This is a genomic window from Streptomyces sp. AC602_WCS936 (genome assembly GCF_019049125.1).
Taxonomy (GTDB): Bacteria; Actinomycetota; Actinomycetes; order Streptomycetales; family Streptomycetaceae; genus Streptomyces.
Genome location: NZ_JAGMUF010000137.1, coordinates 355,162 through 374,060 on the forward strand (window position 1 = coordinate 355,162; position 18,899 = coordinate 374,060).

17 protein-coding genes and 1 pseudogene are annotated in these 18,899 nt (G+C 71.6%); 6 read left to right on the forward strand and 12 right to left on the reverse strand.

Annotated elements, in window-relative coordinates:
• A complete protein-coding gene (locus KUM03_RS37870; protein ID WP_308406495.1) occupies nt 1-1,107 on the reverse strand; it encodes a sensor histidine kinase in 1,107 nt (368 codons plus the stop codon).
• 72 nt (nt 1,108-1,179) lie between these two features.
• Nucleotides 1,180-1,968 (reverse strand): hypothetical protein, encoded by a 789-nt coding sequence (locus tag KUM03_RS38800; RefSeq protein ID WP_254400427.1) that lies wholly within the window; start codon nt 1,966-1,968, stop codon nt 1,180-1,182.
• 127 nt (nt 1,969-2,095) lie between these two features.
• Here KUM03_RS38800 and KUM03_RS37880 point away from each other — a divergent pair, with 127 nt between their 5' ends.
• Complete coding sequence (locus KUM03_RS37880; protein WP_217255147.1) at nt 2,096-2,455, forward strand: hypothetical protein; 360 nt, start codon at nt 2,096-2,098, stop codon at nt 2,453-2,455.
• A 169-nt stretch (nt 2,456-2,624) separates the two neighbouring features.
• On the forward strand, nt 2,625-4,292 hold the full coding sequence (locus KUM03_RS37885; protein WP_254400428.1) for an immunity 49 family protein: 1,668 nt from the start codon (nt 2,625-2,627) through the stop codon (nt 4,290-4,292).
• A 9-nt stretch (nt 4,293-4,301) separates the two neighbouring features.
• Here the strand turns inward: KUM03_RS37885 and KUM03_RS37890 are convergent.
• Together KUM03_RS37890 and KUM03_RS37895 are read right to left on the reverse strand one after the other, a co-directional pair.
• A protein-coding gene (locus KUM03_RS37890) for an IS5 family transposase (protein WP_308406496.1) occupies nt 4,302-5,164 on the reverse strand; the annotation gives its coding sequence in 2 pieces (ribosomal slippage) (nt 4,302-4,805 and nt 4,808-5,164; 861 coding nt in all).
• Between the two features lie 397 nt (nt 5,165-5,561).
• Nucleotides 5,562-6,173: a sigma-70 family RNA polymerase sigma factor gene (locus KUM03_RS37895; RefSeq protein WP_217255149.1), complete on the reverse strand. Its 612-nt coding sequence runs from the start codon at nt 6,171-6,173 to the stop codon at nt 5,562-5,564.
• A 157-nt stretch (nt 6,174-6,330) separates the two neighbouring features.
• On the opposite strand from KUM03_RS37895, the gene KUM03_RS37900 reads away from it, so the two are divergent.
• Nucleotides 6,331-7,368, forward strand: a complete 1,038-nt coding sequence (locus KUM03_RS37900) for a MerR family transcriptional regulator (RefSeq protein ID WP_217255150.1) — start codon at nt 6,331-6,333, stop codon at nt 7,366-7,368.
• A 146-nt stretch (nt 7,369-7,514) separates the two neighbouring features.
• Here KUM03_RS37900 and KUM03_RS37905 read toward each other — a convergent pair whose 3' ends face one another.
• The 6 genes from KUM03_RS37905 to KUM03_RS37930 form a co-directional block, all read right to left on the reverse strand.
• Nucleotides 7,515-8,651 carry a polyprenyl synthetase family protein gene (locus KUM03_RS37905; protein WP_217255151.1) on the reverse strand — a complete coding sequence of 379 codons (1,137 nt, stop codon included), beginning with the start codon at nt 8,649-8,651 and terminating at the stop codon, nt 7,515-7,517.
• Nucleotides 8,652-8,805: 154 nt separating this feature from the next.
• On the reverse strand, nt 8,806-10,179 hold the full coding sequence (locus tag KUM03_RS37910; RefSeq protein WP_217255152.1) for a deoxyribodipyrimidine photo-lyase: 1,374 nt from the start codon (nt 10,177-10,179) through the stop codon (nt 8,806-8,808).
• Nucleotides 10,180-10,222: 43 nt separating this feature from the next.
• The gene (locus KUM03_RS37915; protein ID WP_217255202.1) at nt 10,223-11,776 is read right to left on the reverse strand and encodes an SDR family oxidoreductase; all 1,554 of its coding nucleotides are present in this window, start codon (nt 11,774-11,776) and stop codon (nt 10,223-10,225) included.
• Between the two features lie 275 nt (nt 11,777-12,051).
• Nucleotides 12,052-12,615 (reverse strand): GNAT family N-acetyltransferase, encoded by a 564-nt coding sequence (locus tag KUM03_RS37920; RefSeq protein ID WP_217255153.1) that lies wholly within the window; start codon nt 12,613-12,615, stop codon nt 12,052-12,054.
• Between the two features lie 55 nt (nt 12,616-12,670).
• Nucleotides 12,671-13,111 (reverse strand): hypothetical protein, encoded by a 441-nt coding sequence (locus KUM03_RS37925; protein WP_217255154.1) that lies wholly within the window; start codon nt 13,109-13,111, stop codon nt 12,671-12,673.
• Between the two features lie 247 nt (nt 13,112-13,358).
• Nucleotides 13,359-13,982 carry an ABATE domain-containing protein gene (locus KUM03_RS37930; protein ID WP_217255155.1) on the reverse strand — a complete coding sequence of 208 codons (624 nt, stop codon included), beginning with the start codon at nt 13,980-13,982 and terminating at the stop codon, nt 13,359-13,361.
• A 131-nt stretch (nt 13,983-14,113) separates the two neighbouring features.
• Between KUM03_RS37930 and KUM03_RS39145 the strand changes: the two genes are divergently transcribed.
• Nucleotides 14,114-14,389, forward strand: a complete 276-nt coding sequence (locus tag KUM03_RS39145) for an alpha/beta fold hydrolase (RefSeq protein ID WP_308406500.1) — start codon at nt 14,114-14,116, stop codon at nt 14,387-14,389.
• 178 nt (nt 14,390-14,567) lie between these two features.
• Here KUM03_RS39145 and KUM03_RS37940 read toward each other — a convergent pair whose 3' ends face one another.
• Together KUM03_RS37940 and KUM03_RS37945 are read right to left on the reverse strand one after the other, a co-directional pair.
• Complete coding sequence (locus KUM03_RS37940) at nt 14,568-15,245, reverse strand: response regulator transcription factor (protein ID WP_217255156.1); 678 nt, start codon at nt 15,243-15,245, stop codon at nt 14,568-14,570.
• Nucleotides 15,246-16,427 carry a histidine kinase gene (locus KUM03_RS37945; protein WP_217255157.1) on the reverse strand — a complete coding sequence of 394 codons (1,182 nt, stop codon included), beginning with the start codon at nt 16,425-16,427 and terminating at the stop codon, nt 15,246-15,248.
• 235 nt (nt 16,428-16,662) lie between these two features.
• On the opposite strand from KUM03_RS37945, the gene KUM03_RS37950 reads away from it, so the two are divergent.
• Together KUM03_RS37950 and KUM03_RS37955 are read left to right on the forward strand one after the other, a co-directional pair.
• Nucleotides 16,663-18,153, forward strand: coding sequence for an alpha/beta hydrolase (locus KUM03_RS37950; protein WP_217255158.1), 1,491 nt, complete (start codon nt 16,663-16,665; stop codon nt 18,151-18,153).
• 14 nt (nt 18,154-18,167) lie between these two features.
• A pseudogene (locus tag KUM03_RS37955) lies at nt 18,168-18,816 on the forward strand (hypothetical protein).
• Nucleotides 18,817-18,899: the final 83 nt, after the last annotated feature.

The following is an 18,899-nucleotide window of genomic DNA, read 5'->3' on the forward strand; positions in this document are numbered from 1 at the left end:
CTACTTCCCTTCGGCAGGCAGCCGGACGGACACCGCGAAGCCGCCCTCCGGCCGGGGGCCCGCCTCGAAACTGCCGCCGTACATCATCGCTCGCTCACGCATCCCCAGAAGGCCATGTCCGCCTGGCAGCCTGCGGCCGGACGCCGGGCGGGCCGGCGATGGGCCCTCGTCCTCGATGTCGATACGGATCTCGCGGGTGTCCGCCTCGACGGTGACCAGACAGCGGGTCGGGGCGGCGTGTCGGACAGTGTTGGTGAGGGCCTCCTGGACGATCCGGTAGACGGTCAGCTGCGTGCCGTCGGCCAGGCCGTGCGTCCCGTGCACCGCCAAGTCGACGTACACCCCCGCCTCGTTCGCCTCCGCCGCGAGCGAATCGAGGCGGTCGAGGCCCGGCGCGGGCCCCAAGGGTACGGATTCAGTGCGCAGCACTCCGAGCGTGCGCCGCATCTCGGCCAGCGCGGAACGGCTTGTCTCTTCGATGACCTTGAGCGCGGCCCGTGCCTCCTGCGGATCGGCCTCCGCCACATGCCCGGCGACGCCCGCCTTGACGGCGATCAGGCTGAGGTTGTGGGAGACGATGTCGTGCAGCTCGCGGGCGATGCGCAGGCGTTCCTCGCCCAGCGCGTGCTCCGATCGGCGCCGCTCGTTCCGTTCGGCATCGGCGCGGCGACCGCGCACGATGAACCCCACACCCCACGCACCGCCGATCACCACCAGCACCAGACCGGCCACTCCTGCGGCACCCCGCCAGTCCTCAGCGGGAGTGATCACCGCCTCGCCCAGGTAGACGGCGCCGCACGCCACCGGCAGCGTCACCACGAGTGCGGGTACGGACCGGCGGGCGGGCTCGGCCAGTCCGACGAGGTAAGCCGCCAGGCCGGCGGCGAAAAAGGGCTCGCGAGCGAGGTCGAGGAGAGACGCCGAGGCCAGAGCCGCGAGCACGGTCCCCAGGACCGCGAGCGGCCAACGCCGACGTACGGCGACCGGCAGGCCGACCGCTGCGGCGATCAGCCAACCCAGCCAGACCGGGCCTGCGTAGGTGGGTTGCCCATCGTCGGCGGTCAGCCGGGCAAAGCCCACATACACGGCGGTCAGGGCCAGGGCCACGCCGAGGTCGAGGGCGTACAGATGGTGCTGCCCTTTGGCCTTCATGGCCCGACCGTACCTGCTCGGGTGCACTCAGCCGGCCTGTCCGAGCAGCACCAGCACCCCGAGCGTCACCAGGGTCAGCGGCACCCAACGCAGTACCGCCCGCCGGCCGGGACGCGGCCCTTCACACAGCAGCGCCAGGCCGAACGGCACCAGCCCGGCACACAGTCCGGCCAAGGCCACCAGTGACAGAGGCGTGGTCCCCTTGAGCACTCCGACAGGCAGCGCCGCCGTGAGACCGAGTGCGGCGGCTCGGAGCGGGCCGAGCACCCGGGTGCGCCAGGCTCCGAGGGCGAGAACGATCCATCCCGCGAGAATGGCGAAGTTCAGCGCAGCGAAGACGTGGAAGGCACCGTAGCCGGCGGAGACCGCCTCGGTCGCGGCTTCCACTCCCTGGGAACGCACCAGCTGAAAGGCCAGGTGGTCCACGCCCGCGTGGAAGGCGCGGGCGAACAGGCCGAACATCACCAGAACCCCGCCCCACAGGCCCCACCCGGCACTCCGGCCCCCGATGCGTGTGGCCATCACGGCCGCAGCGGGCCAGAGCAGTGTGCTGCCTGCGGCGAAGAGGCCATAAGCGGTGGCCATCAGGGTGGGATGCCGCTCGTACGCGGCGAGCTGGTCGGGATAGAAGAAGTGGAAGGGGGCCCGCAGCAACGCGCCGGCCAGCATCAGGAGCGGGCCGAGCACCATCGACGTGCCACCCACCCAACGCCCGGGGAGGCCGGTGTCCTCCAGCCGCTCCACAGGCAGCGCACCGCGCAGCCGGGCGCCGATCGTTGAGCCCGGGGTGGGCATGGATGTCGTCGTGTTCTTCATACTGAAGACGATGCCTCGGCCGCCCCCGCGGGGCGTCGGACCAAGATCTGAACCGCGGCGTCAGACCTGGGTATGACGCGTCGAGCGGTGGTGCCCCTACCCGAGCCGGTGCATAGAATCCGGTTTCATGCCGAAGCCTGACGAGTTGATCGTTGCCCTCGCCGCCCTCGTGGAGTCCGGGCAGAGCAATCGGATGTCCCTGACCGTCGTCACAAGCGGCGCTGTCCTCACCGGTCGCCTGGCTCCCGAAGCCGTGTGGAGGCAGAGGGTGTCGGAAGTACTGACGGGCTCCGCCGACCTGGGCGAGTTCTCCGCCGTCTTCGACACCCCTGTGGAGAAGGACGCGCCGCCCACGCACCTGCACTTCCACGTCGCGCGAATCCTGCAGGGCACGATGGGAATCCCGGAGACGGGCGGGATGTACCGCGTGGCGATCGAGGAGGTCAGCGCCTGGACCGTAGGTGACTTCAGCTACTCCGACCACTGAGTGCGTACCCCCCGCCCCGATCAGCCCCCTACGCGCGAACTTACGCTGTCCCCAAAAGATTTGATCAAGGAGCAGGACAGTGCGGATAGAGCGTCATCAGGTCGGCGGGGCCGTCGTGTCGGCCGCACGTGAGGATTTCACGAACAGGATCGGAGGCCTGGTGCGGTCCATGTCGCGGGCCGACCGCATGGCCACCTACGAATGGCAGTCGATAGCCGAGGAGTTCCTCGACTACCTGGGTGCCCTCTCCACCGACAACCCCGACCTCGACACACCGGAAGCCAAGGCCGCACTCAAGGACGCCTCCGAGGCCGCGGCCGGCGCTGTCGCCTACGCCGCGTACCACCCGCACTGCACCTTCCAGGTCTTCCTGGAGTACGTGAACTTCGGCATGAGCTACGACCCGGGCGACGACGCCCCCGAGGAGAGCGTCACGCCCGGGGAGTGGATCGACGCGCTGTGCCTGGCCGTCCTCCGTGACAAGGCCAAGTGGCACGGCGAGGCATTCCACTTCGCCCGGCAGAAATTCGCCGAGCAGGCACAGGGAACGCCCGCCGGCGAACTCGCCACAGGACTGATGGCCGTGGTCCTGGACGACACCGGCGACGACGAGGAGTACCCGCCGAGCGCACAGGCCAAGGTCGCGGCCGTCGACGCGGCCCTGGACCGGATCCGCGTCCGCGCCGAGGAGACCGGCGAGCCGCTGCTGGACCGGACGCACAGCACGGCACTGCGCACGCTGCGCGCCCTGACCGCCGAGGACCGGGACGCCTTCGATGCCGCGCTGTCCGACCTCCTGGTCAGTCAGTCCACCCTGCACGGTCCCTCAGCCTCCCCGAGCAGCCTTCTCCCGCCGGTCCCCATCGCCCTTGCCGCCCTCGCCTACCGGACTCTGGGCTGGACGCCTGCCGTCCGAACGGACTACCTCCCGCACGCCCTGGTCACCGGTTTCGAGAGCCGCGGCCCCCGGGTCGCGGGGTTCGGCCGGAACCGGCGACCGGACGCGGTCGCCGCTCTCGCCGCCGGCCCGCTGCCGGTGGAGCGTCCGGACTGCGAGCGGGCCGTGCATCCGCAGACCGAGGCCATGTACGAGGAGGACCTCCGTGAGGCGTTCACCTCCGTCGACGGGAAGCCGCTCGCCGTCTCGCGGCTCGACCGGGTCATGGACGACCAGGAACGCATGTTCAAGTGGCGCGCGGGTGCCCCCGGCGGCGTCACGGACGCCCTGCTCGTGAACCTCCGGAGGGCCTCTCAGCTGGGCGCGGCCCTGTTCCGCGTCGCCCTGGCCGAGCCGGGCACCGAGGCGGAGGTGACCATCGACGGCCGTACGCTGCGCTACCCGGCCGAGCGGGGCGAGGCGGCCGGCGCCGGCACCTGGCACACAGCCACTGCCCTCGCCCTGATCACGGGCGCACGCGAGGACCTGGCCCCGTTGGTCCTCACCGGACCCGCCTTCGCCCGCCCGGACGGTTCCGCCTTCGCCGCGTACCGTGAGGCGCTCCACGCCTACTTGACGGGCGCCGACCCGGAGTCGGCAGCGCGGCGGGCGCTGGAGCAGGACGAGAAGGCCAAGGACTGGGGCTTCGCCATGCCCCCGGCCGTGCTGCTGTCGCAGCTCGTGGAGGGCGACGAGGAGAGTTTCAACCTGGCCCTGGCCGATGCGCTCGAAGCCCACCGCGCCTATTACGAGGTCGCCGACCGCGCGACCGACCCGGACGCCGCCGTCAACCTCGACGCCCTCGCCCTGGCCTGCCACGCCCGCCGCCGCGGCTGGGCCGTCCGCGTCGAATCCCCGTATCTTCCGCAGAGCCTCCTGCAAGCAGCCGAGCCCTTCTAGGGTCCGTCTTCAAACTGACCTTGCCCAGAGCAGGAATGATGCGAGGGTGACCGCCGCTTCGTAGGAAGTGGCGGTCTTTTCGTATCTGGTGGCGATCCCGCGAAAGCCCTTGAGACGGTTGAAGCAGCGCTCGATCATGTTGCGCCGCCGGTAGGTCTCCCGGTCGGACCCTGGCGGTCGGCCGCCGTAGCCACCGCGCCTCAGCCGGTGCCGTCGCTGGTCGGTCTTCTCGGGGATGGTGTGCGCAATGCCGCGTTTCCGCAGGTAGGCGCGGAAGCCTCGGGAGCTGTAAGCCTTGTCTGCGATGACCTGGTCGGGCCTGCACCGCGGCCGGCCCAGGCCGGTGCAGGGAACACGGATTCGTTCCAGCAGAGGGCGTGCGCAGACGCTGTCGTGGCGTTGGCCGGGTGTCACCAGGAGCGCGAGCGGGCGGCCCTTGCCGTCGCAAGCGAGATGAATCTTGGTGGTCAGTCCGCCTCGGGATCGACCGAGGGCGTGATCGTCCGATTCGTCCTGTCGGCGCTGCCCCCTTTTCGGCCGGTGGCGGCGGCGTGCTGGTGGGCGCGGACGATGGTGGAATCGATCTGTACCAGCCAGTCGATGTCGCCGGCCGCGGCGGCGTGGGCCTGGATCTGCTGCAAGGCTCGGGTGAACACTCCGTCGAGGGCGTAGCGGCGGAAGCGGGTGTACACGGTCTTCCACGGCCCATAGCGTTCCGGCAGGTCACGCCAGGAGACCCCGGTGCGGATCTTGTAGACCATCCCGTTGATGACCTGCCGGTCCTCCGCGCGAGGCCGCCCGGTCGCGGCCCGGGGTATCAGCGGAGCGAGTAACTCCCACTCCTGGTCAGTGAGTTCATGACGACGTACCACGACGCCATGATCTACCACCCCGGGTGATCTTTGAAGACGGACCCTAGTCAGGCCGGTGGATGAACACGGCGGCGACCGAGCCGAGGGCCCGGCAGGCTCTGCGGCACCGGGTCGCCGGGAGTCGGCGGGTGACGGGAGGGGCGGTCGATGGTGTGTCGAGTCCGCCGGGCGGAGTCGAGCGCGGCGGAGCGGCCGGGAGGTCCGGCTCCTCGACTCCACGGGCGCCGACGACGACCCGGATCGTCAGGCTCAGCTCCTGCCGGCAGCGGCTGCACACGGCAATGTGCCGCAGGGCGCTCAGGGCGCTCAGGTCGTTCGGTGAGACGTCGTTTCACAGTGCCAGTTGCACCGGGCGCGTGGCGTCGACGTGCGGCACCGTCACTGTCATGTCCAGCGATTACGCGGCGTTCTCCGCGGCACGGCCCTGTTCGATCCCTTCGCGCAGTCGGAGCAGGCCGCGTCGGGTGTGACTCTTCACGGTGCCCAGTGGCATGCCGGTGCGCTCGGCGATCTGGGCCTGGGTGAGGTCCTCGTAGAAGGCCAGGCACAGCACCTCACGCTGGCCGCTCGGCAGCCGGGACAGCGCGTCGACGAGGAGCACCCGGTCCAGGACCTCGCCCGGCGAGCCGTCGTCGTGGTGCCACCCGTCGGCATTGTGGGCGACGGTGTCGATCAGGGTGAGGCGCTTCGTCCTGGCCGACAGCGCGTCGACGATCTTGCGACGGGTGATGCCGACGAGCCAGCTGCCCAGAGGCCCCCTCTCAGGGTGGTATCCGTTGCGCCCGCGCCAAGCGCCCAGGAACACCTGCTGGGTCACGTCCTCGGCCTCGTGAGCGTCACCGAGTGAGCGGGTGGCCATCGTGCGGACGAGTGAACCCCAGCGCTGGTAGACGGCCGCGAAGGCGTTCTCGTCCGCGGCGAGCAGGCCACGGACGAGTTGGTCCTCGGTGTCGGCGGTCGGGCGAGGGGCCGCGTGGCGTACTGCGGTGTCCCGCAAGTGCGTGGTCATGACCTGTTCCTCCTGCCGTCTGCGCTGTACGCGGGGGAAGGCCGCCCGCGGAGCGGCCGGAACGGCGTTCGCCGTCGCCAACGGCTCGTACGGTCGAGTCTTGTGAGAGGAGAGGACGCAGGCAACATGCGTCGTTTGTGCGTCGTATGGTGACCGGATGGACCCGAACAAGCGGCAGACCGACGCGGCGAACGGGCCGCGCGGCGGCGGACTCACCACCGGCGAGGTGGCCAGGCGGCTGGGCGTGGCGCCGACGACGATCCGCTCCTGGGACCGCCGCTACGGTCTTGGCCCCACTGCCCACACCGGTGGCCGGCACCGCCGCTGGACCCCCGGGGACCTGGCACGCTTGCAGCACATGTGCGCTCTGACCGCCACCGGACTGCCGCCGTCCGAGGCCGCCCGCCTGGCCTTGGACGAGGAGGACGGGGAGAGCGCGGGCATGCCGCCGCCGTCGGACGGCGGTGCTCCTGACACCCGGCCGGCGCGGGGCGCGGCGGCTGCACCCCGGCCGGTGACCCGCTTCCGGAGCCGGGCCGGGACCGGCCTCGGGCTCGGCGACGTGCGCCAGGAGTGCAAGGGAGTCGCCCGCGCGGCCCTGCGCCTCGACGCCACCGCCCTGGACGCACTCCTGAGGGACGCGATCGAGCAGCACGGGCTGGTCGCGGCCTGGACGGAGGTGATCATGCCGACGCTGCAGGCGGTCGGCCGGAAGTGGGAAAGCTCGGGGGAGCGGTACGTGGAGGTCGAGCACTTCCTGTCCTGGCACGTCTCCTGCGCCCTACGGCGTCATGCGCCGCCGGTGCCCGCCGACAGTTCAAGGGCCTCGGCGGTGCTCGCCTGCGTGCCCGCGGAGAACCACACTCTTCCCCTGGAGGCGCTGGCAGGCGCGCTGGCCGAACGAGGTCTTCCCGTGCGCATGTTCGGCGGTGCGCTGCCCGCCGAGTCCCTCGTCACCGCCGTACGGAGGACCGGGCCGGCGGCCGTGGGGTTGTGGGCGCAGTCGCGAACCACGGCCAGCCGTCCGCTGGCCCAGCACGTCTCGGCGATCGAGTGGGGCGTGCGAGGCGCCCGCAGGAAGCCGGTCGTCCTGACGCTCGGTCCCGGCTGGGCGGGACAGACCTCGCCCGGCCTGCCGCGTCCTGCCGGGCTGGCGGAGGCGGTCGCGGCGGTGGAGTCGGCCGTGCGCGGGTGAAGTGACGCCCCCGCCGGATACAAGTCGTGACACTGGCCCACCAGGTGGAACCTGCCCGGTCGGACAGCGTGCGCTCGGGTTCGGCCCGCCCGGAACGACCCGCCAACCATCGCCCGGCCGCACGGAGTGGGGGAGCGGCACCGTCCTCACGCGGCCTCACCGGTGCGCTCGGGCGCGGTACCGGACGCTCGCTCGACCACCGCCGCGAACTCACGACGCACGGAGGGGTCCGCGCCGGTCCGGTCGAAGTGCCGCAGGCCGGCCCCGGCCAACTCCGCGATCCTGGACTCGACCGCGGCCCGTGCCCCCGTCCGTTCCAGTTCCGCGCGCATCCGGCACACGGCATCGTCGGACACGGACGGCGCGCCCGGAGCGAGCAGGTCCGCGGCCTCCAGGTCACCGGATGCCTCGGCGAGCCCGGAGCCGATGGCCAGCAGGTAGGTGAGCTTGCGGGTGCGCAGGTCCTCGTCGGCCGGCTTGCCCGTCACGGCCGGGTCACCGAAGGCGCCGAGAAGGTCGTCCCGGAGCTGGAAGGCCAGCCCCGCACACCGTCCGGCCGGGCGCAGCGCGCCCAGGACCGCCGTCCCGGCGCCGGCCAGTACCGCCCCCAGCGCCAGCGGACGCTCGACCGTGTACAGGGCGGTCTTGAGCGTGGCGATGTCCACCGCCTCGTCGACACCGGACGCACGGGTTGCCTGCGCGTGGAGGTCCCGGTACTGGCCGGCGACCATCTCGCCGCGCATGGCCTGCCACTCGCGGTGCAGACGCGCCCCGTACGGCGAGCCGAGTGCCGTCTCGGTCAGCAGGTCGTCCGCCCAGGCCAGGGCCAGGTCGCCGGCGAGGACCGCCGATGAGGTGGCGAACGCCTCGGACGACCCGGCCATGCGTGCGTCCTCGTGCAAGCCGGCGAGGTCCACGTGTACGGCCGGCGCGCCACGACGCAGCGGTGATCCGTCCATCAGGTCGTCGTGGATGAGGGCGCATCCCTGGAGGAGTTCGAGGGCCGCACCCGTGCGCAGAACCGACGTGGCGTCCCCCGAGCCGCCGGCGGCCCGCCAACCGCACCACACGAACGCCGTGCGCAGCCGCTTCCCGCCGCGCAGAACCAAAGAGGCCACGCGGTCGGCGATGTCACGGGCGGACACCGGGTCCGCGTCGCGGGCCCGTCCCAGCGCCGCGTCCAGGACGCGCCCGAGCTCCGCCTCGACTGCTCGGGCCGCGTCGCCGGCCGTAAGCGGGTCGTCGGCGAGTGGTGCGGCCACGGTCGGCCGTAGTCCCCGCATGCACAATCTCTTCTCGCTCTCGTCGCTCCCGGTCACCGGCACACCAGTGGTTCGTCCGAGTACCCCTGCTCGGATGCGTCGATCGCGGCTCTGCTTACGGCACTTCGGACCGGCGCGCTCGAAGCCGAGGCGGAAATCCTCCCGCCGCGGCCGCTCAGTCGCGGCCGCGAGCGTGTCTGAAACGTGCGAGCCCTTCGGAGAGGTCGATCAGCGGCCGGGGGTAGTCGAGGCGGGCCCGCACCTCCTCCGGGAGCCGCCAGGGCTCGTGCACGAACCGGTCGTCCACGTCGCTCAGTTCGGGGACCCAGCGGCGTACGTAGGTTCCTCGCGGGTCGAAGCGTTTGCCCTGGACGACCGGGTTCAGAACCCGGTGCGGACGGGTGTCCGTGCCCGTGCCGGCGGCCCACTGCCAGTTGAGCTGGTTGTTGACGATGTCGCCGTCGACGAGGAGCTCGAGGAAATGCCGAGCGCCGATCCGCCAGTCCACGTACAGAGTCTTGGTCAGGAAGCTCGCCACCAGCAGCCGCGCCCGGTTGTGCATCCAGCCCTCGTGGCGTAGCTGGCGCATGGCCGCGTCGACCACCGGATAGCCCGTTCGGCCCTCCCGCCACGCGGCGATGTCCTCGGCCGCCTCCTCCTCGTTCCGCCAGCGGTCGTGCCTGGTGCGGTAATCCCGTTCGGACGCCTCGGGGCGCGCCGCCAGCACCTGATGGTGGAAATCGCGCCAGCACAGCTGCCGTACGAACGCTTCCGCCCCGGGACCACCATGCGCGCGGGCCCGCTGGACGAGTTCCGATGCGGACAGGGTGCCGAAGTGGAGGTGGGGCGACAGCCGGGACGTCGCGTCGCCGGCCAGATCGTCGTGCCGTTCCTCGTACGCGGCCATCCCCGACCGCGCCCATCGGGAGAACCACTCCCTGCCCGCCTTCTCCCCGCCCGCCGGAAGACCCGGCGAGAGGCCGGACAGCGCGTCGCGGGACGGAAGCGGCTCGCCGCGCACCCCGTCCGGAACGCACACGGTGCGCGGCGGCGGGCAGACCTCCCGCAGCCGCTGGACGGACCAGCGGCGGAAGTAAGGGGTGAACACGGCGTAGTGGTCGGAGCCGGCGGGCGTCACCTGCCCCGGCGCGACGGCGGTGGTCACGGCGTCGTGCACGTGGAGGGCCGCGCCGAGTGTTTCCAGATGACCGCGCAGCCGCGCCTCCCTCCGGCGGCCGTAGCCCGTCACCGCTTCGGCCATGTGGACCCGCGTCGCACCGCACTCGGTGGCGACCGCGCCGACCTCCTGGTCGACCGGACCACTGCGCACGACCAGCCGGCCGCCGCGCCGGCTCAGGGACGCGTCCAGGGCCGCCAGGCAGTCGGCGAGGAACGCGGCGCGGTTCGGGGCGTCGAAGCCCGCCGCGTGGATCCCGGGATCGCGGACGAAGAGCGGAACCACCTCGTCGGCCGCCGCGAGTGCGGCGCGCAGCGGCGGATGGTCGTGCAGACGGAGATCGGCGGTGAACAGGACGACCGCGCGGGTCATGTCGTCGCTCCTGGAGTGGTGAGGGGAGTACCGCGGCGGTCGTTCACTGACGAAGGTCCTTCCGGGAGTGGGAACGCCTGGCGCGGCCGGTGCGCACCGCGGGCCCGCGTGCGCTCATCCCCTTGGCGGCGGCCTGGGCGATGTTGCGGGCCATGCCGCCGAAGACGACCGCGTGGAACGGCGAGACACTCCACCAGTAGGCGTGGCCCAGCAGGCCGCGAGGATGGAACAGGGCACGTTGGCGGTAGCGCGTGCGCCCGTCGGTGTCCGTCTCGGCGTACATCTCGAGCCAGGCCAGTCCGGGCAGGCGCATCTCGGCGCGCAGTCGCAGCAGACGGCCCGGCTCGATCTCCTCGACCCGCCAGAAGTCCAGCGAGTCACCGACCCGCAGGCGCTCCGCGTCGCGACGGCCGCGGCGCAGGCCGACCCCGCCGACGAACCGGTCGAGCCAGCCGCGGACCGCCCAGGCGAGCGGGAAGGAGTACCAGCCGTTGTCGCCGCCGATGCCTTCGACGACCTTCCACAGCGAAGCGCGGGGTGCGTCGACCGGCAGGTGGCGTTCGTCCTGGTAGAGACTGCCGCCGGCCCAGTCGGGATCGGTGGGCAGCGGGTCGCTGGGGGCACCGGGCACGGCCGCGGACGACCAGCGGGTGGCCACCTGGGCGTCCCGGACCTTGCACAGCGCGAGTGCCAGGGCCTCGTCGAAGGGCAGCGGCCGGCCGGGCGGGTCGGGCACGTAGCGGGCGATGTCGTGCTCGTGGCAGACGACCTCGTGGCGCAGCGACTCGGTCAGTGGACGGGCGATGGAGGCGGGCACCGGCGTGACCAGGCCCACCCAGTGGCTGGAGAGCCGTGGGGTGAGGACCGGCACCGGCACGACGAGCCGTCGCCGCAGCCCGGCGACGGCCGCGTAGCGGCCCATCATCTCCCGGTAGGTGAGGACGTCCGGCCCACCGATGTCGAACGCTCGGTCGACGTCGGGCGGCATGCCGGCGGCACCGACGAGGTAACGGAGTACGTCTCGGACTCCGATCGGTTGCGTGCGCGTGTGCACCCAACGGGGGGTCACCATCACAGGGAGGCGCTCGGTGAGATAGCGCAGCATCTCGAACGAGGCCGACCCCGAACCGATGACGACCGCCGCCCGCAGCACCGTGGCGGGCACCGGTGCCTCCAGGAAGATGCGTCCGACCTCGGCTCTGGAACGCAGATGAGGGGAGAGGGAACGCTCGGGTACGCCTGCCGGGGTGAGTCCGCCCAGGTAGACGATCCGTCGGACGCTCGCGGCGTGTGCCTGCTCGGCGAAGATCCGGGCGGCCCGGCGGTCGGTGTCCTCGAAACCCGATCCCGAGCCGAGCGCGTGCACCAGGTAATAGGCGACGTCGATCCCGCGCATGGCCTCGGCGACGGACGCGGCGTCCGTGACGTCACCGCCGACCGTCTCGGCGTCCTGTGCCCAGGGGTGGTCGCGGAGCTTGCCGGGGGAGCGGGCCAGACACCGGACCCGGTGACCGGCCCGCAGCAGTTCCGGCACCAGCCGTCCGCCGATGTATCCGGAGGCCCCGGTGACCAGGCAGTGCAGCCGTTCGCCGTCCATCTGTCGGTCCTTGTCCACCACGAGTGTCCTCCCACGCGTCACATTCGGCTTCCCACTCAGGACCGATCATGAGGGCACCGGTGTGACCGTGCCTGTCGCGCCGGGGCGATCCGCGACCATGACGGTGGTCGTCCGCCGTTGAACCGCAGCACGCATGAGTGTCTGCTGCCGAAGGCGTCGGGCGGGGACTGTGGATGCACGCCGTCGTGCGGGCCCGCGACCGGGGGCGAAGTCGGGCGACCCCGGTTGGTCGGGCGCCGCCACGTCTCCCGGGGTCAATTCGGCATGGTCGACGGCTGCCACTCGCGCCTGATCAACCCGAACACCCACGTGTTGGAGACGTCACCGTTCACGATGCATTCCTCCCGCAACGTCCCTTCACGTACGAAACCGATCTTCTCCAGTACTCGGGCGGACGCGACGTTGCGCGTATCGGCCTCCGCCTGGACCCGGTTCAGGTCCAGTGTGCCGAAGGCCCACTGCAGCAAGGCGTGCGCGGCCTCCGTCGCGTAGCCGTGGCCCCACACGGCATCGTCGAGGCAGTAGCCCAATGAGGCGCTGCGGTAGTCCGGGTTCCATTCGGTCAGTGAGCACCAGCCGACGAAGGCCCCGTCAGAAGCACGGTCGATGGCCACCCGCGCACCCGTGCCCTCGTCCGCGAACCTCTGGCACATCGCGATGAAGCGCGCGGAGCGGACCCGCTCCTTCCACGGCGGGGAGTCCCAGTAACGCATCACGTACGCGCTGCTGTGCAGTGCGAAGAGGGGGTCGGCGTCGGCGGCGGTGAAGGGGCGCAGTCGCAGGCGAGCGGTGTGCAGTACGGGGGTGGCCAGAGTCATGCACACCATCTTGTGTCCTCACGGGGCGGGGACAACACCGAATATCCGATCCCGATCAGGTCGTCCGTGACGTCCGTGGGATGCCCCTCTTCCCGTTCCGGAGTTGGACGACGGCCAGCCCCACGGTGTAGCCCAGACAGACAAGCGCCAGTACGAGAAGTGCGACGAAGACCGGGTTCACCCAGACCGGCACCAGGTCGTAGCCCGCGTGACACTTGTCGTGCAGCGGGAACCAGCGCGTGTACTCCTCGAAGTTCGCCCTGCGATACGCCCGGTCGTAGGGCTCGCCCGCGCGGTGGCATGCCTCCTCCGGATCGAGGGACGCCCCAGCGAGGGAGCCGGCGAGATAGGTGACGCCGGCGCCCAGCAGCAGGAGCAGCGCACTCCAGGCGAACCACGCGGCGCTGTGCCGCCACGTGCCGGAGAACAGCGGACGGCTCCAGAACCACAGTCCGACCAGGAGGGGCAGGAGGATCAGGATGAGGATGGCGGCCATGGGACAACTCTGTAGCGAATGAGGTTCGGGGAGAAGCCGGGCGGAGCATGAGGGAAGAGGTGGGAGGGTGTTCCGATGGGGGTGATCGAAAGTGACGGTGAGGCAGTCCAGTTCGTACGGTTCCAGTCACCGCACCGGAACAGCCGAGGCCACTTCACCGGCGTATTCGGACTCGTCACGACAGTTGGTACGACGCCGCGTACACCGAACCCCTCGACCATCGACCCCGACGTCTAAGACGAAGAGATCAACCCCGGTGCGGCGTTCTACAGACCCGGGGCGGGTCATCTACGAGGGTGCCGGCGGACTCCCGGGTCGGTGAACCGGCATGGTCCTGGACGCCCGGCTGTCCGGGCTTGTGCCGCTGGTAGTGCCCTGCGACGCGGACGCGGTTGCCGCAGCGGCCGGCCGAGCAGCAGCGGCGACGCGGATGCTGGGGCAGGAAGAGCGGTACGCAGTCCTCGGCCTCGCATTCGCGGACCCTGGCGACCGCTGGGTCGGCGAGCAGTTCGGCGGCGGCCTCCGAGAGGAAGGCCGCCAGTCGGATGCCGGGGTGGCCCTCCCTGCTGAGCCGCGTGACCACCTTCGAGCCGTCCCGGACCAGTTCACGGATCGCGGGCGCGGCACGCTGCGCCCATTTGAGCCCGGCCGGGTCGGCGGTCGAAGGAGCCTCGCTCCGGCGGACGTGCCCCAGCGCGCGGGTGGTGTGCTCCCGGACGGCCAGGGCGGGCGCCAGGTCGGCGGCGGTGAGGTCCGGCGGCGGTGCCTCCGGAAGCCGGTCGGCCTGGAGCGTCCACCACGAACGGAGATCCGCCTCGGCGGTGAGCAGGTCACCGGTGCTGGGGCGGGTGTTGACCAGGTAGATCGCCAACTGCCCATCGCCATGGGGACATCGACGGTGTCCGTGTCTTCCAGCGGGGGTCGCTGCCCGACCGGGCCGACGCTCCGGTCCTGCTGCTCCTGCACGGCTTCCCGTCCAGCTCCCACCGGTCCCGCCGGCCGCTGGACGTGATCGGATCGCGGTACCGCCTGATCGCCCCGGACCATCCGGGCTTCGGCCGCACCGAGGTACCGGACGGCTTCACCCACCGCTTCGACCGGCTCGCCGACGTCACGGAAGGCTTCGTCCAGCGACTCGGACTGGACCGGTTCGTCATGTACGTCTTCGACTACGGGGCGCCGATCGGCTTCCGGACCTGCTGCTCGACTACCGCTCCAACATCGACAGCTACGGCCGCTGACAGGCCTGGCTGCGCCGGCACACGCCGCCCACCCTGACCACCTGGGGCCGCAACGACCTCTTCTTCACGGAACCCGGTGCCCGCGCCTGCCTGCGGGACCGGCCCGATGCCGAACTCCACCTCTTCGACACGTCCCACCTCGCCCTCGACACGCACCTGCGGGGGATCGCCCCGCTGATCGCCGACTTCCTGGACCGCGCCTGGAAGTAGGCCGCTCACTCCTCCGCGTCGCGGACCACCAGCGCGATCTGCACCCGGTTCTCGACCGCCAGCTTGGCGAACAGGCTGCCCGTGTGCGCCTTGACGGTCGCGACGCTGATGCGCAGCCGCTGGGCGATCTCCGGATTGCCCAGTCCGTCGGCGATGGCCCGAGCGGTGTCGAGTTCCCGTTCGGTCAGTGCGGCGAGCCGCGCCCGTGCGGCCTCGCGCGACGAGCTGCGGGCGTGAGCGGACCGCGGGCCGGTGGCTGCGGCGATCACCCGTGCCGTGGCCGCCGGTGACAGCACCGGATTGCCGTCCGCGACGGTCCGCACCGCGTCGAGGATCCGCGCCGGCTGGGTGTCCTTGAGTACGAACCCGAGGGCCCCGGCACGCAGCGCGCCGAGCACCAGATCGTCGGAATCGAACGTGGTCAGCATCAGTACCCGGGGCGGCGTCGGTCGGGTGAGGAGTTCGCGGGTCGCGCTGAGGCCGTCCCGGCCGGGCATGCGCACGTCCATGAGGACGACGTCCGGCCGCTGCTCGTCGACCACGGTGATCGCGGCGTCCCCGTCGGCCGCCTCCGCGACGACGGTCAGGTCCGGCTCGCCGTCGATGACGAGCCGAAGCGCCATGCGCACCAGCTGTTCGTCGTCGACGATGACGACGCGCACCGGCTCCCGCTCGCTGTCCACTCAGGTGTTCCTCTCGTGCGTGGGGTTCGGCCAGGGCAGTCGGGCGGTGAGGACGTACCCGTTGTCGGGTGTGGGCTGGTGGTCCAGTTCACCGCCGGCGAGGCCGACCCGCTCGGTGAGACCGAGCAGGCCGAATCCCGATGCCGGTGGCCGTGGACTCTTCGCGGTCGCCGGGGAGTTGCGGACGCTGACGTCGAGTCTGTCGCCCGCGCTTCCTTCGACGGTGACGTGCACCCGCGTGCCGGGGGCGTGTTTGGCGGCGTTGGTCAGACCTTCCTGGACGATCCGGTAGCAGGTCCGTCCGGCCACGTCGGACGGTGTCCCCGTCACGATGGTGGTGAGGGTGACGTCGAGCCCGGACGCGCGGGCGTCGGTGACCAGGTCGGGGACGCGGTCGAGGGAGGGCTGGGGTGGTTCCGGGCGGCCCGGGTCGGCCCGGAGCACGCCGAGGACGTCCCGCAGTTCCTCCAGGGCCTGGTGGGAGCCGTCGGCGATGCCGCGGACCAGCACGCGGTTCTCCTCCGCCGCGAGGTCGCTGCGGTGGTCCAGCACTCCGGCCTGCATGGCGACCAGGGAGATCCGGTGCGCGAGCACGTCGTGCATCTCGCGGGCGATCCGGTTGCGCTCCAGGGCGCGGGCCCGATCCGCTCGTGCGGCCTGCTCCCGTTCCGCGATCTCCGCCCGCTCCCGCAGGGACCGCACTTCCACACGCCGCGCACCGACGGCCAGACCCGCCGCCACCGCGATGCCCGCGGTCAGCGTCGGGAACGCGAACTGGAACCACAGCGAGCCGGGCGGCCTCGCGACCGGGTAGAGCCCGACGGCGAACTGCGACGCGGTCACGAAGGCCAGCGAGACGACCGCGATCTCCACCGGACGGCGACGGGCGGAGAGTGACGCCAGCGCCAGGAGCGCGGCACCGGTGGCGAGTGCGGACGCGGGCGAGGCGATCGCGACCGTCAGCGCGACGGCGAGCGGGAACCGCCGCCGCCACAGCAGCACCGTCAGACAACCGAGAGCCACCAGCGGATCGCCGACGCGGAACCAGGAACCCGGATCGGCCTCCTGCCACCGCAGCAGCACACCGACGGAGAGCCAGGTCGGAACGCCCACCGCCGCGGCCGCCGCCAGCCGCCAAGTCTGCTGCCACCCCCCGAGCCGTGGCGCCACATCCGTATTCACCCGGCCATTGTCGCGAAAACGAACGGCCGGTGAGTCAGACCGGGGGCCGACGCGTCCTTCGACCAGAGTCGAATGCCGCTCCCGACTTCGGACGAGGACGACTCCAGCCGCCGAGCCGATGTGCCGGCCGGTGTCGCACGGACAGACTCGTCGAGCCGTCCGGGACGACGATCGGTTGCCCGCTCGCCCCAGCGCCCCACCTGTGCGCCTCGTGCACACCTCAGGAGGACATCCGATGCACCGAACCCTGTCCCTCGCCCTCGCCCTCGCCGCCGCGATGGCGGTGACCACGAACCCGGGACTGCCGGCGGCGGCGACGCCCGGTTCCGTGCGGTGGGGTCCGTGCTCGGAGAGGGCAGCACCGGCGAAGGCCGCAGAGCCCGCCGGCGCGCCCGCCCCGCCCACTCTGGAGTGCGCGACACTCGAAGTCCCACTGGACTACCGGAATCCGCAGGGCCGGCAGATCGAGATCGCGATGTCCCGGCTGGCGAGCCAGGAGCCCTCCCGACGCCGCGGCGTGCTCCTGACCAATCCGGGCGGCCCCGGCATCACGGGACTCGGCTACCCGGCCGTTCTCGCCGCCACCGGGCTGCCGCGGGAGGTGCTGGACTCCTACGACGTGATCGGCTTCGATCCGCGAGGCGTCGGCCGCAGCACACCGGTGACCTGCGACCTGACGCCGGAGCAGCAGGCACGGGGCAACGTCCCGCCGTACGCGCACACCGCCGCCGACGTCGCGCGGGAGGCACCGAAGGCGCGGACCGTCGCCGAGCAGTGCGCCACCTCACGGACAGCCTGGATGCTGCCGCACACCACCACCGCGAACACGGCCCGGGACATGGACCGGATCCGGGCGGCGCTGGGCGAGCCGAAGCTCTCCTACCTCGGTGCCTCCTACGGCAGCTACCTCGGTGCGGTGTACACGACGATGTTCCCGAAGCGCGGCGACCGGATCGTGCTCGACAGCAACCTGGGCCCCGGCGGCTACGACGTCACGGCCATGCGATTGCTCGCCCGAGGAATGGAGGACCGCTTCCCGGACTTCGCGGCCTTCGCGGCCGCGCACCCCGAGTACGGCCTTGGCACCACACCCGAGCAGGTGAGGGCGAAGTTCTTCGAAATCGCGGCGCGGCTGGAGACGGAGCCCGTCCAGGGCTTCGACGCGACATCGTTCCGAGGCTTCACCTTCGACCGCCTCTACAGCGACGCGGACCTGCCGCTGGTGGCCAAGACCTGGCAGGCACTCGACACGAACCAACCACCGCCCCCCACCCCGCCGTTCCCCGGCATGGAGAACTTCATGTCGGCCCGCTTCTCGGTGATCTGCGGCGACAGCCGCTGGCCGCAGACGGTACGGGAGTACCAGCGCAACGTCGCGGCAGACCGGCTGAGGTACCCGATGCTGGGCGGAGCCACGGCCGGAATCGGACCGTGCGCCTTCTGGCCCGACGAACGGGTCGAGCCGCCGGTGCGCATCGGCGACCGCGGCCCGTCGAACGTGCTCATGGTGCAGAACGAGCGCGATCCCGGAACGCCCCTGGTCGGCGCCCGGAAGCTGCGGCGGGCGTTCGGGGCCCGGGCCACGATGGTGACGGCCGACCAGGGCGGGCACGGCGTCTATCCCTTCGGCCCCAACACCTGCGCGAAGGACGCGGTGACGACGTTCCTCACCGACGGGCAGCGCCCGCCCCAAGACCTCGCCTGCGCGGCGGAACCGGTCGAGTGACGGGAGTACGAGGCATGTTCGACAAGTGGCGGCATCGTCGGGCCGTGCGGCGGGTCGAACCAGGGGACGGGCGACCCTTGAAACGCTTCCGCTGGTGGCAGACGCTCACCCGCGCCCTCTTCCACCTCCAGCTGACCGACGACGGCCGGCAGACGGTCTACACCATCGACGTCAGGCATCAGAATCAGTCGACGGGCCACGTCAGGGTCCACCTGTACCTCGACGGCAGGCACCACGCCGAGTCAAGAGTCCCCGCCGTCTTCCCCGTCCGGGGCGGCACCGTCGAGGTGAGGACGAGCGCCTTCGGGCTCAAGCGCTGCCACTACGTCACCGCCGAGGGGACCGCACACCAACTCGTCCCGGACCCCGCCTCCGCCGAGGGACGCCGCGCGCCTCGACCGCGCCCACCCCGCACTGAGCCGCTGTACGGCATTCCTCTCGTCGACCGTGCTGGTCATCGGCCTGGTTCTCCTGGTCCTCCAGCTCGCCGAGCAGGTCACCCGTTCGCCGGAGGGCGTCGCCCAGTACGTCGGGACGTTCACCTCGCCCGTCGACCTGCCGGCCTGGGGCAACGCCGTGGTCGGGCTAGCCACCGTGGCGGCCAGCACGGAACGGGCGCTGCGCCTGCGCTACCACTGGCTGCTCGACGGCGGGGCGGGCTGAGCGCCGCGTAGTGCTGAGCAGTCTGGGCCGATGTGGCCCTTGACTGTCGGCCCCAGCGGTTCTCGCCTGCTCCCCGAAGCGAT

What these genes read in the sequence shown, in the direction of transcription:
- KUM03_RS37950 (WP_217255158.1), top strand. Translation starts at nt 16,663, where the DNA reads ATGCACCGAACCCTGTCCCTCGCCCTCGCCCTCGCCGCCGCGATGGCG.
- KUM03_RS37920 (WP_217255153.1), bottom strand. Translation starts at nt 12,615, where the DNA reads ATGACTCTGGCCACCCCCGTACTGCACACCGCTCGCCTGCGACTGCGC.
- KUM03_RS37910 (WP_217255152.1), bottom strand. Translation starts at nt 10,179, where the DNA reads ATGACCCGCGCGGTCGTCCTGTTCACCGCCGATCTCCGTCTGCACGAC.
- KUM03_RS37885 (WP_254400428.1), top strand. Translation starts at nt 2,625, where the DNA reads ATGTCGCGGGCCGACCGCATGGCCACCTACGAATGGCAGTCGATAGCC.
- KUM03_RS37880 (WP_217255147.1), top strand. Translation starts at nt 2,096, where the DNA reads ATGCCGAAGCCTGACGAGTTGATCGTTGCCCTCGCCGCCCTCGTGGAG.
- KUM03_RS37905 (WP_217255151.1), bottom strand. Translation starts at nt 8,651, where the DNA reads ATGCGGGGACTACGGCCGACCGTGGCCGCACCACTCGCCGACGACCCG.
- KUM03_RS37895 (WP_217255149.1), bottom strand. Translation starts at nt 6,173, where the DNA reads ATGACCACGCACTTGCGGGACACCGCAGTACGCCACGCGGCCCCTCGC.
- KUM03_RS37900 (WP_217255150.1), top strand. Translation starts at nt 6,331, where the DNA reads ATGGACCCGAACAAGCGGCAGACCGACGCGGCGAACGGGCCGCGCGGC.
- KUM03_RS38800 (WP_254400427.1), bottom strand. Translation starts at nt 1,968, where the DNA reads ATGAAGAACACGACGACATCCATGCCCACCCCGGGCTCAACGATCGGC.
- KUM03_RS37925 (WP_217255154.1), bottom strand. Translation starts at nt 13,111, where the DNA reads ATGGCCGCCATCCTCATCCTGATCCTCCTGCCCCTCCTGGTCGGACTG.
- KUM03_RS37915 (WP_217255202.1), bottom strand. Translation starts at nt 11,776, where the DNA reads ATGGACGGCGAACGGCTGCACTGCCTGGTCACCGGGGCCTCCGGATAC.